Source organism: Microtetraspora sp. AC03309, from assembly GCF_020826795.1.
Classification (GTDB): domain Bacteria; phylum Actinomycetota; class Actinomycetes; order Streptosporangiales; family Streptosporangiaceae; genus Microtetraspora; species Microtetraspora glauca.
Window position 1 is genome coordinate 1 of sequence record NZ_JADDIL010000128.1, and the last position, 14018, is coordinate 14018.

Sequence of the window (14018 nt, forward strand, 5' to 3'; positions counted from 1 at the left end):
GCGGGCGGGCTGGGCCTGGTGGCCGCGTGCGACTTCGCCGTCGCGCCGCTGTCCGCGACCTTCGCGTTCAGCGAGGTGCGGCTGGGCGTCGCGCCCGCGATGATCGCGGTGACCTGCCTGCGGCGGCTGGAGCCGCGCGCGGCGGCCGAGTACTTCCTCACCGGGGAGACCTTCTCCGCCGCCCGGGCCGCCGAGATCGGCCTCCTCACCCGGGCGGTGCCCGAGGACGAGCTGGACGCGACCGTGGCGCACTACGCGGGGATGCTGCTGCGCGGCGGCCCGGAGGCCCTCGCCATCACCAAGCGACTGGTCCGGGAGGTGCCCGCGATGCCGGTCGCCGAGGGCATGCGCCGGATGGCCGAGCTGTCGGCCGAGCGGTTCGCCTCCGAGGAGGGCCAGGAGGGTATCCGCGCCTTCATGGAGAAGCGGCCGGCCGCCTGGGCCGTCCAGGAGGCGCCGAGATGACCGGCCCGCTCCGCGTCGCCAACTGCAGCGGGTTCTACGGCGACCGGCTGTCGGCGGCGCGCGAGATGGTCGAGGGCGGGCCGATCGACGTGCTCACCGGCGACTGGCTGGCCGAGCTGACCATGCTGATCCTCGCCGGGAACCGGATGAAGGGCCGCCCGGGATACGCGCGGACGTTCCTCACCCAGATGGAGCAGGTGCTCGGCACCTGCCTGGACCGCGGCATCAAGATCGTCACGAACGCCGGGGGGCTGGACCCGGCCGGATGCGCGGAGGCGGTGTCCGCCCTGGCCGACCGGCTCGGCCTGTCCGTGACCGTCGGCCACGCCCCCGCCGTCGATCCGATCGAGGGCCGGGTCCGCGTCGCCCGCCGCCGCGTACGGATCGCCCACGTGACGGGGGACGATCTGCTGCCCCGGTTGTCGCCGGACTCCCTCGCGCCGATCCCGCCGGGTGCGCTGGCCAACATGGACACCGGGGAGCCGCTCACCGGCCACCCGATCACCGCCAACGCGTACCTCGGCGGGCGGCCGATCGCGGTCGCCCTGGAGCAGGGCGCCGACGTGGTCGTCACCGGGCGGGTCACGGACGCGGCGCTGGTGACCGGGCCGGGCATGTGGCGGTACGGCTGGCGGCCTGACGACCTCGACGCGCTCGCGGGCTCGGTGGTGGCCGGGCACGTCATCGAGTGCGGCTGCCAGGCGACGGGCGGCAACTACGCCTTCTTCGAGGAGGTGCCCGGCCTGGCGCGCTGCGGGTTCCCCATCGCCGAGCTCCACCCGGACGGGTCGAGCGTGATCACGAAGCATCCCGGGACCGGCGGTCTCGTCTCGGTCGGCACCGTCACCGCCCAGCTCCTCTACGAGATCGCCTCCCCGCGCTATCTCGGGCCCGACGTCACGGCCCGCTTCGACACGATCCGCCTGGAGCAGGAGGGGCCGGACCGGGTCCGGGTCAGCGGGACGCGCGGCGAGCCGCCGCCGGAGACGCTCAAGGTCGGCCTCAACCACCTCGGCGGCCACCGCAACACGATGGCGCTCGTGCTCACCGGCCTCGACGTGGAGGCCAAGGCGCGGGTCGCCGAGGAGGCGATCTGGGCGCGGGTCCCCAGGGATTCCTTCGAACACGTGGACGTCGAGCTCACGCCGGTCTCCGAGGGCGAACCGGCGACCGCGCTGCTGCGGATCACCGTCATGGACCCCGACAAGGAGAAGGCCGGGCGGCGGTTCTCCTCCGCCGTGGTCGAGACCGGGCTGGCGAGCTATCCCGGGTTCTACGCGCTCACCCCGCCCGGCGACGCCTCGCCGTACGGGGTCTACTGGCCCGCGCTGGTGGAGGCGCGGGAGGTCCCGGCCGTGGTCACGGTCGAGGGCAGGAGGATCACCGTGCCGTCGCCCGAGCGGACGGACCTGTCCGGGGCGCACCGGAACGCCGCTCCCGCCGCTGCCCCCGCTCCCGCCCCTGTCCCCGCGCCGTCCTCCGGCCCCGTACGGCCGGCGCCGCTCGGAACCGTCGCGGGGGCGCGGTCGGGCGACAAGGGAGGCAACGCGAACCTGGGGGTCTGGGTCCGGACCGCCGAGGAGTACGCCTGGCTGGCCGCCGAGCTCACCGCCGAGCGGGTGAAGGAGCTGCTGCCCGAGACGAGGGGTCTCACCGTCGAGCGCTTCGAGCTGCCCAACCTGCTGGCGCTCAACTTCGTCGTGCACGGGCTGCTCGGCCGGGGCGTGGCGGCCAGCCCCCGGCTCGACGCCCAGGCCAAGGCGCTCGGGGAGCGGCTGCGCGCGGTCACCGTGCCGATCCCGGAGCGTCTCCTCGCTGGAGGATCTCCCGCGGCGAAGGCGATCGAGCCCATCTAAACGGGAAATAACCCTACAATTGCGCGCAATTGTTCTCGCTTCGGGGAAGGACACCCATGCGACTGCGCTTTCTCGGCTCCACGTCGGAGGCCGGGGCCTGCCCCTCCCTCTACGAGACCGACCGGGGGACGATCGTCGTCCAGGGGCTGGAGCTCGTCGACGCGGACGCCCGCGCCGACCTGAGACACGTGCTCGACGGCGAGACCGCCGTGGAGGTCCCGAGGGAACTGCTCGTGGAGATCGCCCGGCGCGTGCTCGGCTGATCACGATTAGGCGCATCCCTATGGCCGGATCGCTCCGGCGGGTCTACCTTTGAGCGCACCACAGGCGGAGGTAGCACGTGACCGACCGAACCACCCGCACGGCGAACGTCCATCCGCGCGCCGAAGGGGGGTCCCCGGCGGTTCCACGCGGGACGGACCGCGGGTGAGCGGCTTCCAGCAGTCCCGGCTGGATCTGGGCTCCGAGCTGCGGCGACTGCGCGAGGAAGCCCACCTGTCCGGCAAGGACCTGGCCGAGCGGCTCGGGTGGCAGCCCTCCAAGGTGTCCCGCATCGAGAACGCCAGGCAGACCGCCACCGAGGACGACGTGGTCACCTGGGGCCAGGCCGTAGGCGCCGATCCGGACACGGTGGACGGCCTGATCCAGCGGGCCCGCGGCCTCGTCGAGCGGCAGGACTCCTGGCGGCAGCGGCACAAGAACGGCCTCGCCGCGCTCCAGGAGGACGTACGCGACCTGGAGGCGAGGACCCGGTCCTTCCGGGCGTTCGAGCCGGGCATCGTGATCGGGCTGCTGCAGACCGCCGAGTACGCCAGGAACATCTTCACCAGGGTGCGCCGCGTGTACGAGGCGACCGACGACGTCGACGCGGCGATCCGGGTGAGGATGCAGCGCCAGGAGATCCTCTACGATCCCGCGCGCTCGTTCCGGTTCGTCCTGCCGGAGGCGGTGCTGCGCTACCGGTTCGCGCCGCTGAACGTGATGCGCGGCCAGATGGACCGGCTGCTGGCCGTGACCACCCTTCCCAACGTCGAGTTCGGGGTCATCCCGACGGGCGCGCTGCTGCCCACGACGCTGGTGAACCCGTTCTGGATCTACAACGACGCGCTCGTCGGGGTGGCCACGAAGACCAAGGAGATCCTGCTCCGCGACCCCGACGACATCGCCTTCTACGCCCGCGAGTTCGATGATCTCTGCGAGGTCGCCGCGTTCGGCGAGGACGCCCGCCGCGTGATCGTCCAGGTGATCGACGACTATGCGAGGCAGTCGCCGGATTAATCGGCGCAATTGCTTGTATCCGCGTCGCGGCCCGTGCAATCCTTGCCCCCTGAACGGGAGGTGAAGCGCGTTGGTCGATACGGTTTCGCGCATCCACGAGTTCGCGTCGGCGGCCCGTGCGCACATCGACCTCTCGGTCCGGGTGATCGGCGACATGCCTCCCCGGGTCCAGGTGCGCAACCGGTTCAGCGACACCCTGCGCGAGACCGTGACCTGCTCCGACGACGGCGCGTTCCTCACCTCGTGGGGCTACCGGCTCGGCACCGTGGAGTGCGTCGAGTCCGCCGCAGCCCGGCTCGCCTACCTCCTGGCCGCCCTCCCCGCCTGAGAGCGGCCCGCAGGTTCCCGTCACCGCGGCGTCAGGCCAGCTTGTAGAGGGACGAGTTCTCCTCGGCGCCACCGGCCTCGTCTCCACCGGCCTCGGCGCCGCCGATCTCCGCGGAGTCGACCGGCGTGCCGTTCGCCTTGACCCACTCGGTGACCTCGGAGTCGCCGCCGCCGGGGCCTCTGCCGCCCACCACGACGTACTTCAACTTCCCCTCGGCGACGTACCGCTTCAGCGTGGCGACCGACATCGCGGGGTCGCTCCCGGTGAAGCCGCCCATCGCGATGACCGGCCTGCCGGTGGACAGGATGACCGACGAGGCGCTCTGCGCGCTGCCGACCGCGACGAGCCAGGTGGCGTCGCCCTGGTTCTTCTTCAGATAGGCCACCATCGCGTCGCTGATTCCGCCGCCGGGCCCGCCTCCGAAGCCTCCGGGGAAGCCCATGGCGCGGCCTCCGGGACGCGTTCCGCCGGGCGGCATCCCTTCGGGGGTCTCCGTCCCGCCAGGCTCTCCGGGGCCGCCGTAGCGGGCTCCTGAAGGGCCCCCGGGAGCGCCCTCGGGGCCGTCGCCGAACCCTCCGGGGAACCCGCCTCCTGGGCCGCCTTCGAAGCCCCCGGGGAAGCCTCCGGGGCCGCGCATCCCGCGACCGGTCGACGGTCCCGCCGTCGGATTCGTCCCGTTCACGGCCGACCCCAGCGGTGTCACGGCGTACGCGGCGGGTCCGGCGAGGCCGGCGAACAGCCCGGCGGCCAGCGCCACCACCGTGACGCGGCGCACGCCGTAACCCACGGCCACCAGCCCGAGGACCGCCATCGCGGTCGCTCCCGCGACGGCCCAGGCCAGCCACGGGACGAACTCCGTCGTACGGCGCAGCACCGTGAACGACCAGCCGCCGGTGACGGCGACGGCCGCGGGAAGCACCCACGCCCACGCGCGGGAGCTCCGGAGTGCCCGCCACATCAGCACCCCGCCCATCCCCGCGAGCGCCGCGATCGCGGGCGCCATGGCGGTCGAGTAGTACGGGTGGAACGTCCCCGCCGAGAAGCTGAACACGGCGTAGTGGACCACCAGCCAGCCGCCCCACAGCAGCAGGGCCGCCCTGGTCGCGGAGCGGCGGTCAGGACGCAGCGCGGTCACCGTCGCCGAGCGGTCGCCCTCACCGCGCAGTACGGCGCCGCCGGTGAGGGCGGCGGCCCTGCGGCCGGTCAGGACCAGCCCGGCGACCAGCGCGGCCACCGCGAACGGGATCAGCCAGGAGATCTGCCCGGCCATGATGTCGTTGAAGAGCCGGTCCGCGCCCGCGGCGCCGCCGAACGACGCCCCCTGACCGCCCCCGCCTCCGCCGCCGCTCCTGCCGAAGATCCGGCCCAGGCCGTTGTAGCCGACGACGAGGTCCCACACCGTGTTGTCGGTGCTGCCCCCGACGTACGGCCGGTCGTCCGCGGGCCACAGGTCGACGATCACCATCCACCAGGCGCTGGAGACGGCCAGGGCCACCCCGGCCACGAGCAGCCGCCCGATCCGCCGCGAGAACGCGCCCGCGGACGCGTACAGGTACACGAGGGCGAACGCGGGCAGCACCAGGTACGCCTGGAGCATCTTGGTGGTGAACGCGAGCCCGACGAGGACCGCCGCGATCACGATGGTGCGCAGCCGCCCGGTACGGATCGCCTCCAGGCAGAACCAGGCCGCCGCCACCAGGAGCAGCACCAGGACGGTGTCCGGGTTGTTGTCCCGGTTGATCGCCACGGTGATCGGAGTCAGCGTCATCACCAGGGCCGCGACCAGCGCCGCCGCGTGACCGGCGGGCCCCGCCAGCGAGCGCCGGACCGCCGAGTGCACCAGGGCGACCGAGGCGACGCCGGCGGCGGCCTGCGGCAGCAGCATGCTCCATGTGCCGAAACCGAAGACCCGCGCGGACAGCCCCATCACCCACAGCGCGAACGGCGGCTTGTCGACGGTGATGAACGAGCCGGCGTCCAGCGCCCCGAAGAAGAACGCCTTCCAGCTCTGGGTGCCCGAATAGACCGCGGCCGCGTAGTACTCGTTGGCGTACCCGCCCGCGCCGAGTGCCCAGGTGTAGAGGACGGCGGCCAGGACGAGCACGGCCCACATCGCCGGGCGCGCCCAGCGCGGGTCATGCCGTGCTGTCCGCCAGGCCGACGGTCGCGCGGGCGCCGCCGACGACGTGGTGACAGGCGACGTGCTCATCGGGTCTCCCTCCGGGGGTTGAACACCCACACCCGCATGAGAAGAAAGCGTGCCAGGGTGGCGGCCCCGTTCGCGACGATCACTCCGACGAGCTCGGCGCCGCGCGACGCCGTCGCGGGCAGCAGGGCCAGGATGCCGGTGGTGAGGGCCAGGCCGATCAGGAAGGCGGCCAGGCCCTCGATCTGGTGCCTGAGCGCCCCCGAAGCCCCGCTGACGCCGAACGTGAAGCGCCGGTTGGCCGCCGTGTTGGCGATCGCCGTGACGAGCAGCGCGACCGCGTTCGCGGCGACCGCGGGCATGGCCGCGCGCAGCAGCCAGAAGAGCACCAGGTAGGCGACCGTGCTGATCGCCCCGATGACCGCGAAGCTGGGGAGCTGCCTCGCCATCCCCGCGGGGAGCCTGGCCTGCTGCACGCGGGCGGGGACGGGCAGCCGCACCGCTCCGGAGAGGGTCTTCCTGGTCACCCGCCACATGCCCCTGAGGTCGTCGGTCGCGGTCCTGACGATGTCCACCCGGCTGTCGGGGTCGTCCACCCAGTCCACCGGCACCTCGTGGATGCGCAGCCCGTGCCGCTCGGCGAGCAGCAGCAGCTCGGTGTCGAAGAACCACTCCTGGTCCTCCACGATGGGCAGCAGCGCCCGCACGATCTCGGTGCGGCCGGCCTTGAAGCCGCACTGGGCGTCGGAGAACCTGGCCCCCATCAGCGAGCGGAGCAGCAGGTTGTAGGCGCGGGAGATGAACTCGCGCTTGGGCCCGCGCACCACGTTCGACGTCGTGGCGAGGCGGGTGCCGATCGCGAGATCGCTGTGGCCGGTCAGCAGCGGGGCCACCAGCGGCAGGAAGGCGTCCAGGTCGGTCGAGAGGTCCACGTCCATGTAGCTGACGACGTCGGCCTCGCTCTCGCCCCACGCCCTCCGCAGCGCGCGCCCGCGCCCCTTCTCGTCGAGGTGCAGCGCGTGCACGTTCGGCAGCTCGCGGGCCAGCTCGCCGGCGATCGCCCAGGTGTCGTCCGTGCTGGCGTTGTCCGCGATCGTGATGCGGAAGCCGTACGGGAAGTCGCGGGTCAGGTAACCGTGCAGCCTGCGGATGCTCTCGGCCAGCACTCGCTGCTCGTTGTACACGGGAACCACGACCTCGACGAGGCGTGTCCTTCCCGGGGCCCCGTTCGGAGACGAGGCCGGAGGCGGGGGAACCGTCGCGATGCTCATGTCGTCCAACGTCGGCGCAGGGAATTGAACCTTGCTGAGCTGTCGATTAAGGATGTCTGAGAAAGAGCGGGGAACCCCGGGGGCATGGCGATCTCCTAGGAGACCGCCACCTCGTCCTTCGCCTCCGCGCCGGGCGGTGTGCCGGGCAGGCTGATCGTGGCCAGCGTCCCGCCGCCGGGAGCGTTCCCGAGGCGGACCTCGCCGCCGGCGTCCCGTACGGCCTGGGCCACGATGGACAGTCCGAGCCCCGACCCGGGGAGGCTGCGCGCCGACGAGGAGCGCCAGAACCTCTCGAAGACGTGCGGAAGCTCGTCCTCCGGGATGCCCGGCCCCTGGTCGCGTACGGTCAGGACCCCGTTCGCGAGCCGGACCGCCACCAGGCCGCCCGGCGGGCTGAACTTCACGGCGTTGTCGAGCACGTTCACGGCGGCCCGCTGGAGGCCCCTGGCGTCGCCGTGGACCTGCCACGGCTGGAGGTCAACCTGGAACTCCAGTCCGGGGCCGCGGCGCCTGGCGCGGTTCACGGCGGCGGACACCAGATCGTGGAAGTCGATGTCGGTGGAGTGCTCGCCCGTCTCGGCGCTCCTCGACAGTTCGAGGAGGTCGCCGATCAGGCTGGACATCTCCTCGAACTGCTCCTTGACGTTGATCAGGAGCCGGCGTTTGGACTCCGGCTCCAGCGCCCGGCCGGTGTTCTCGCTGCGCAGCATCAGGTCGATGTTGGTGCGCAGGCTGGTCAGCGGGGTCCGCAACTCGTGCCCGGCGTCGGAGACCAGCCGGCGCTGGCGTTCCTGGGAGCTGGACAGGGCGGCCGTCATCGTGTTGAACGACCGGCTCAGCCTGGCGATCTCGTCGGTCCCCTCGACCGGGATCCGGATCGCGAGGTCCTCGGTCCGCGCCACGTGCTCGACCGCGCTCGTCAGCCGCTCGACGGGGCGAAGCGCCGCGCGGGCGAGCCAGAGACCGGCGAGCGCGGCGCCGAGCACGCCGACGACGGCCACCGACCCGAGGATCAGGGCGAGGATCCGGAGCGTCCCGCTCATCTCCTCCGTGGAGCGGAAGACGGTGACGGCCACCGGCTCCGGGACGGGGAACTGCCGCACTTCCTCGGGGCCGCCGCGCGGCGACGGTTGCGGCACGTACTTCTTGGTGAGGGCGAGGACCGAGCTGCCGTTCTTCGTCACCGCGTCGCGCAGGACCGGGTCTCCACCGGAGACGGCCAGAGCCCGCTCCTCCGGGGTCGGGACGACCTCGTCCGACGATCCCCACACGCAGACGGAGCCGTCCGCCCGGATGATCTCCCAGCTGCGCCCGGACGGGTCCCACGGGTGTGGTGGGCCGGCGCCCTGTTCGAGGCTTTCCTGATCACTGTCCGCGCCGCACTGGGCGAGCGTGAACGCCACCTGCTCGACGCGCGGGTTGAACTCCCCCAGCGAGTCGCGGATCTGCCCCTGCATCCGGTCGTGGATCAGGAACCAGCACACCGCCGCCGACAGGGCCACCGCCACCGCCACCGCGGCGGCGATGACCAGGGTGAGCCGGGCCCGGAGCGAACGGCGTCTCCTCACGGAAAGGTCCGCAGGACATAGCCCACACCGCGCACGGTGTGGATCAGCCGGGTCTCGTCCGCGGCCTCGGTCTTCCTCCGCAGGTACATCACGTAGACGTCGAGCGAGTTGGACGACGGCTCGAAGTCGAACCCCCACACCTCGCTGAGGATCTGCTCCCGGGTCAGCACCTGGCGCGGATGCGTCAGGAACAGTTCGAGCAGGAGGTACTCCGTACGCGTCAGGTCGAGGGGGCGGCCGGCGCGGGTGACCTCGCGCCCGGCGGTGTCCATGCGGAGGTCGGCGAAGGAGAGCACGGAGCCCGCCTCCTCGCTGGGCGCGGCGAGCGCGCCGCGCCGCAGCAGGGCGCGCACCCGGGCGAGCAGCTCGTCCAGCTCGAAGGGCTTGACCAGGTAGTCGTCGGCCCCCGCGTCGAGACCGGACACGCGGTCGCCCACGGCGTCGCGCGCGGTCAGCATCAGCACCGGGACGTGGTTGCCGGAGGAGCGGAGCCTGCGGCACGTCGTCAGGCCGTCCAGACGCGGCATCATCACGTCGAGCAGCACCGCGTCGTACGGCTCGCGCTCCAGCCGGTCGAGGGCGGCCGACCCGTCCGCCACGGTCTCGACCTTGTACCCCTCGAACTCGAGGCTGCTCCGCAGCGCCTCGCGCAGCGCCGGTTCGTCGTCGACCACCAGCAACCGCGCGGACTCACCTTCGGCTCCCATCACCGTTTCACGGTATCCGGGCCCCATGAGAGGTCGATGAGAACAGGACGGCCATCGCGGCGTTGTGACCGGGGATCCCGCTGACGCCTCCGCCACGCCGGGCGCCCGCGCCGCACAGCAGGATCCGCTCGTGCCGCGTCTCCACGCCCCACGGCCCGTCCTCCTGGGACTCGGCGAACGGCCAGGACAGGTCGCGGTGGAAGATGTGCCCGCCGGGGAGGCCGGCCTCGTGCTCCAGGTCGAGCGGGGTCCGCACCTCCAGGCAGGGTTCGCCCGACGGCGCGCGCAGCAGGCAGTCCTCGATCGGCTCGGCGAGCACCGCGTCGACGGACGCGAGGGTGCGGCGCAGCGCCTCCTCCCGCGCCCCGGCCCCGGCTCCGGCGCCGGTGAACAGCCTGGCCGGCATGTGCAGGCCGAACAGCGTCATCGTGTGCGCGCCGGACCGCCGCAGCGCCGGGCCGAGGATCGACGGATCCGTCAGCGAGTGGCAGTACATCTCCGCGGGCGGCAGGTCGGGGATCCGGCCCGCGGCGGCCTGCGCGCGGGCGGCGGCGAGCCGCTCGGCCCCCTCGTTGACGTGGAAGGTGCCGCTGAACGCCTCCGCCGGGTCGACGGACGCGTCCCTGAGGCGCGGCAGCCGGGACACCACCATGTTGATCTTGAGCTGGGAGCCCTCGGGACGCTCCGGGGTCTCGCCCGTCAGCCGGGCCAGCACGGCGGGCGGCAGGGCGGCAAGGACGTGCCCGCCGCTGACGGCGTGCTCGTGCCCGCCGGAGTCGCGGAAGGTGACCTCGCCCGACGGGTCGATCGCGAGCACCTCGGCGCCGCACCTGATCTCGGCGCCCGCTCGCCTGGCGGCGTCCGCGAGGGCGTCCGTGACGGCTCCCATGCCGCCGACCGGGACGTTCCAGTCGCCGGTCCCGTCGCCGATGACGTGGTACAGGAAGCACCGGTTGGCCAGCAGGTCCGTCGCCGGGTCGGCGAAGGTGCCGATCAGGGCGTCGGTGAGGACCACCCCGCGCACCGTGTCGTCGGCGAAGCGCTCGGCGACCACCTCGCCGATGGGGCGCTCGAACAGGTCGCGCCACGCCTCGGCGCCGACGAGGCGGCGCAGCGCCGTACGGTCTACGAGGGGTTCGAGGAGCGTGGGCGCGACACGCCGGGCGACCTCGGCGGTCATCGCGTAGAAGCGGCGCCACGCCTCGTGGTCCTTCGTCCCGCCGGTGACGGCGGCGAACGACGCCGCGGTGCGGGCCTCGTCCTCGCCGTCCACGAGCAGCCCGGTGTCCCCCGCTGGGGTGTACGAGGCGAAGCGGCGCCGCCGGAGCTCCACACCGACGCCGAGGTCCTTGACGATCTTGGCGGGCAGCAGGCTGACCAGGTAGGAGTACCGCGACAGCCGGGCGTCGACGCCGGGGAAGGCCACGGTGGAGACCGCGAGGCCGCCGACGTGGTCGAGGCGTTCGAGGACGAGGACGCGGCGGCCCGCCCCCGCGAGGTAGGCGGCGGCGACCAGGCCGTTGTGCCCGCCGCCGGCGACGACCACGTCATAGCGCGAGTGAGACATCGGTTCTCCAGGGTCGGGGTGGGGGCGGTGGACCACATGGTCGCCCCGGTCTGACCTGGTCGCCCGCGCGGCCGCACGCGAGGGGCACACTATCCGGGAGGGTCCGCCCCGGCCAGGTGGCCCGTGCCCACTATCGCGCGGGTTCGTTGGCTGATCATGCGGTGGACGCCCCCGAGAGGTACGTATAGGTTTGTCCTTTTGGAACCTTTTACGAACTTTAAAGAAACCACTCAGGAGAGCCATGCTCAAGGTCGTGCCGTCGGAGGAAGTCGCCGAAGCCCTGGCAGCCGGAAGGCCGGTCGTGGCGCTGGAGTCGACGATCATCTCCCACGGACTGCCGCAGCCGCGCAACCTCGAGGTGGCGCTCGAACTCGAGGAGATCGTGCGGAGCGCGGGAGCCGTGCCGGCGACGATCGCGGTCCTCGACGGCGTGCCGCGCGCCGGGCTGGACCGGGAGGGCCTGGAGCGGATCGCGACCGAGCCCGGCCTGCGCAAGCTCGGCTTCCGTGACCTCGCCCCCGCCGCCGCGCTGAAGGTCAGCGGCGCCACGACCGTGTCCGGGACCTCGTTCCTGGCCGCGAGGGCCGGCATCCGCGTCTTCGCGACCGGCGGGCTCGGCGGCGTCCACCGCGGCTGGACCACCGTCCAGGACGAGTCGGCCGACCTCGACACGCTGGGCCGTACCAGGATCACGGTCGTCTGCGCGGGCGTGAAGTCGATCCTGGACGTGCCGGCCACCCTGCAGCGGCTGGAGACCCGGCAGGTCACCGTGGTCGGGTACCGGACCGACGAGTTCCCCGGCTTCTACCTGCACACCTCGGGCGAGCCCGTCGACTGGCGGATCGAGACCGCCGCCGAGGCGGCCGGGATCATGCGGGCGCAGGACCTGCTCGGCGGGCCGGAGACGGCGCTGATCGTCGCGAACCCGGTGCCCGTCGCCGACCAGCTCGACCCCGCGCTGCACGACCGCGTGCTCGCCGAGGCGCTCCGGGCCGCCGACGAGCAGGGCGTCGCCGGGCAGGCCATCACGCCGTTCCTTCTGGAGTACCTGGTCAACGGCACCGACGGCGCCTCACTTGAGGCGAATCTGGCCGCTGTGCGCGGAAACGCCCGTCTCGCCGGCGAGATCGCGGCATCCTGGTCCCGGGAGGACTGACATGGGAGGCCTGCTGGTGATCGGCGACGTCGTCACCGACGTCGTGGCGCTGCACGGGCAGCCGGTCGCCACCGGCACCGACACCGCGGCCGACATCGTGGTGCGTCCGGGCGGCTCCGGGGCCAACACGGCCTGCTGGGCCGCCCATCTGGGCGCGGACGCGCGGCTGCTCGCCCGGGCCGGATACGACACCGGCGAGTGGCACCGGGCCGAGCTGGTCCGGGCCGGAGTGCGGCGGCACCTCCGGATCGACCCGGCCAGGCCGACCGCCGTCGTCATCGCCATGGTCGACCTGAGCGGCGAGCGTTCCATGCTCACCAACCGGGGCGCGGGCCGGCACATCGGACCCGCCGACTGGTCGGAGGCGCTCCTCGACGGCGTGACCCACCTGCACCTGTCGGGGTACACGCTGTTCGAGCGGCCGGGCCTCGACCTCGCCCGGCTCGCCATGCGCGAGGCGGCCGAGCGCGGCGTGACCGTGAGCGTGGACGCCGCCTCGACCGGCTTCCTGCGCGACTTCGGGACCGACCGCTTCATCCGGGAGACCGCCGCCGCGCGGATCATCATCCCCAACCTCGACGAGGCGCTGCTGCTCACCGGCGCCACCGCCCCGGAGGGGGCCGCCACGGCCCTCAGCGCCGCGTACGGCAGCGCCGTGGTGAAGCTGGGGGCCAAGGGGGCCCTGCTCGCCAGGGATGGCGAGATCGTCGCGTGGGCGCCCGCGTCCCAGGCGGAGGTGGTCGACTCGACGGGCGCGGGGGACGCGTTCGCCGCCGGTTTCCTGACCGCGCTGCTGTCCGGGCTCGCCCCCGAGATCGCGCTGGAAAATGGTTGCCGGGCCGGCGCCGCCGCGGTCGCGCAGGTCGGCGGCCGTCCCCCGGTCGCGGGAGCGGCGGGTCCGGCCACCGGTATCTCGAAGGAGCTTTACCCTATTGACACCAATTGATAGCTTGCGGCGTAAGCTGCACCATTAGCAACATGCGTCACTCTCGGGAGGGTGCGGTCATACCGATGGACGCCGAGTCAACGATCTGCCTGAGTGATCTGGTTCCCGCCCTTCGCTGGACCCGTGCGCAGCAGGTCGCCGAAGTTCTGGCCGACCCTCGCCTGCCCGCGGGCTGGTGGGGCTCCGTCGCGCTCGGCCGAGCCCTCGGCGCGACCGGGGTGGACTGGCTCTGCGAGCGGCTGGCCCGGCTCGCCGCGAGCCGCTGGGATCATCTCGCGCTGACCGACCTGCTTCCCGCGATCCAGGTCCACTCCGTCGATCCCACCCTTCCGGGATGGCAGGAACCGGCTCGTTCGGCGGTCACCGGCCTGGGCGGATGGCACCGGCTCCGCCGGCTCACCCCCGGAGACCTGCAGAGCCCCTCGGCTCCCGCCACTCCCGAGGCCGTCCTCACGGTCGTCTTCCGTGAGATCTTCACCCACCTCCAGCTCCCGGTCACCGCCGCGGAACCGGCGCCGCCCGCCCCGGCGGCCGTACCTGCACCGGCGGCGGCATCGGCCCCGTCCTCCACGGCGGCACCCGGCTCCACGGCACCCGGCTCACCGGCGCCGGCGGCCGCACCGCAGCAAGCCGTACCGCAGCAGCCCGCGTCAGCTCCCGCTCCGGCTCCCGCCGAGCAGGGCACGCGGACCCGCCCCGCGCCCCCGCTCGCCGCCGGTGCAGGTACGGC

At 73.0% G+C, this 14018-nt stretch carries 12 protein-coding genes and 1 pseudogene; 8 read left to right on the plus strand and 5 right to left on the minus strand.

Annotation, left to right across the window (positions count from 1 at the left end):
- The 5 genes from IMZ11_RS40410 to IMZ11_RS40430 all read left to right on the plus strand — a co-directional run.
- Window positions 1-465, plus strand: a 465-nt coding sequence (locus IMZ11_RS40410; RefSeq protein WP_228648504.1) for an enoyl-CoA hydratase-related protein, incomplete at its 5' end; no start/stop codon positions are given.
- The gene (locus tag IMZ11_RS40415) at window positions 462-2321 is read left to right on the plus strand and encodes an acyclic terpene utilization AtuA family protein (RefSeq protein ID WP_228648507.1); all 1860 of its coding nucleotides are present in this window, start codon (window positions 462-464) and stop codon (window positions 2319-2321) included. The genes IMZ11_RS40410 and IMZ11_RS40415, both read left to right, overlap by 4 nt.
- Window positions 2322-2377: 56 nt before the next feature.
- Window positions 2378-2584 (plus strand): hypothetical protein, encoded by a 207-nt coding sequence (locus IMZ11_RS40420; protein ID WP_061261228.1) that lies wholly within the window; start codon window positions 2378-2380, stop codon window positions 2582-2584.
- A gap of 163 nt (window positions 2585-2747) precedes the next feature.
- The gene (locus IMZ11_RS40425) at window positions 2748-3599 is read left to right on the plus strand and encodes a helix-turn-helix transcriptional regulator (protein ID WP_228648509.1); all 852 of its coding nucleotides are present in this window, start codon (window positions 2748-2750) and stop codon (window positions 3597-3599) included.
- A gap of 70 nt (window positions 3600-3669) precedes the next feature.
- A complete protein-coding gene (locus IMZ11_RS40430; RefSeq protein ID WP_061261230.1) occupies window positions 3670-3927 on the plus strand; it encodes a hypothetical protein in 258 nt (85 codons plus the stop codon).
- A 31-nt stretch (window positions 3928-3958) separates the two neighbouring features.
- Here IMZ11_RS40430 and IMZ11_RS46025 read toward each other — a convergent pair whose 3' ends face one another.
- The 5 genes from IMZ11_RS46025 to IMZ11_RS40455 form a co-directional block, all read right to left on the minus strand.
- Window positions 3959-6136 carry a glycosyltransferase family 39 protein gene (locus IMZ11_RS46025; protein WP_305075943.1) on the minus strand — a complete coding sequence of 726 codons (2178 nt, stop codon included), beginning with the start codon at window positions 6134-6136 and terminating at the stop codon, window positions 3959-3961.
- Window positions 6133-7344: a bifunctional glycosyltransferase family 2/GtrA family protein gene (locus tag IMZ11_RS40440; RefSeq protein ID WP_228648511.1), complete on the minus strand. Its 1212-nt coding sequence runs from the start codon at window positions 7342-7344 to the stop codon at window positions 6133-6135. Before IMZ11_RS40440 ends, IMZ11_RS46025 begins: the two co-directional genes overlap by 4 nt.
- 95 nt (window positions 7345-7439) lie before the next feature.
- Window positions 7440-8912 carry a cell wall metabolism sensor histidine kinase WalK gene (locus IMZ11_RS40445; RefSeq protein ID WP_228648513.1) on the minus strand — a complete coding sequence of 491 codons (1473 nt, stop codon included), beginning with the start codon at window positions 8910-8912 and terminating at the stop codon, window positions 7440-7442.
- Window positions 8909-9619: a response regulator transcription factor gene (locus IMZ11_RS40450; protein ID WP_061261234.1), complete on the minus strand. Its 711-nt coding sequence runs from the start codon at window positions 9617-9619 to the stop codon at window positions 8909-8911. Before IMZ11_RS40450 ends, IMZ11_RS40445 begins: the two co-directional genes overlap by 4 nt.
- A gap of 7 nt (window positions 9620-9626) precedes the next feature.
- Entirely contained in the window at window positions 9627-11186 is a 1560-nt protein-coding gene (locus IMZ11_RS40455; RefSeq protein ID WP_228648515.1) for an NAD(P)/FAD-dependent oxidoreductase, read from the minus strand.
- A gap of 241 nt (window positions 11187-11427) precedes the next feature.
- Between IMZ11_RS40455 and IMZ11_RS40460 the strand changes: the two genes are divergently transcribed.
- The 3 genes and pseudogenes from IMZ11_RS40460 to IMZ11_RS40470 all read left to right on the plus strand — a co-directional run.
- Window positions 11428-12342, plus strand: a complete 915-nt coding sequence (locus tag IMZ11_RS40460; RefSeq protein ID WP_228648517.1) for a pseudouridine-5'-phosphate glycosidase — start codon at window positions 11428-11430, stop codon at window positions 12340-12342.
- 1 nt (window position 12343) lies between these two features.
- The gene (locus tag IMZ11_RS40465) at window positions 12344-13288 is read left to right on the plus strand and encodes a carbohydrate kinase family protein (RefSeq protein ID WP_228648519.1); all 945 of its coding nucleotides are present in this window, start codon (window positions 12344-12346) and stop codon (window positions 13286-13288) included.
- Between the two features lie 65 nt (window positions 13289-13353).
- Window positions 13354-14018 (plus strand): annotated as a pseudogene (locus IMZ11_RS40470) (hypothetical protein); the annotation flags it as partial.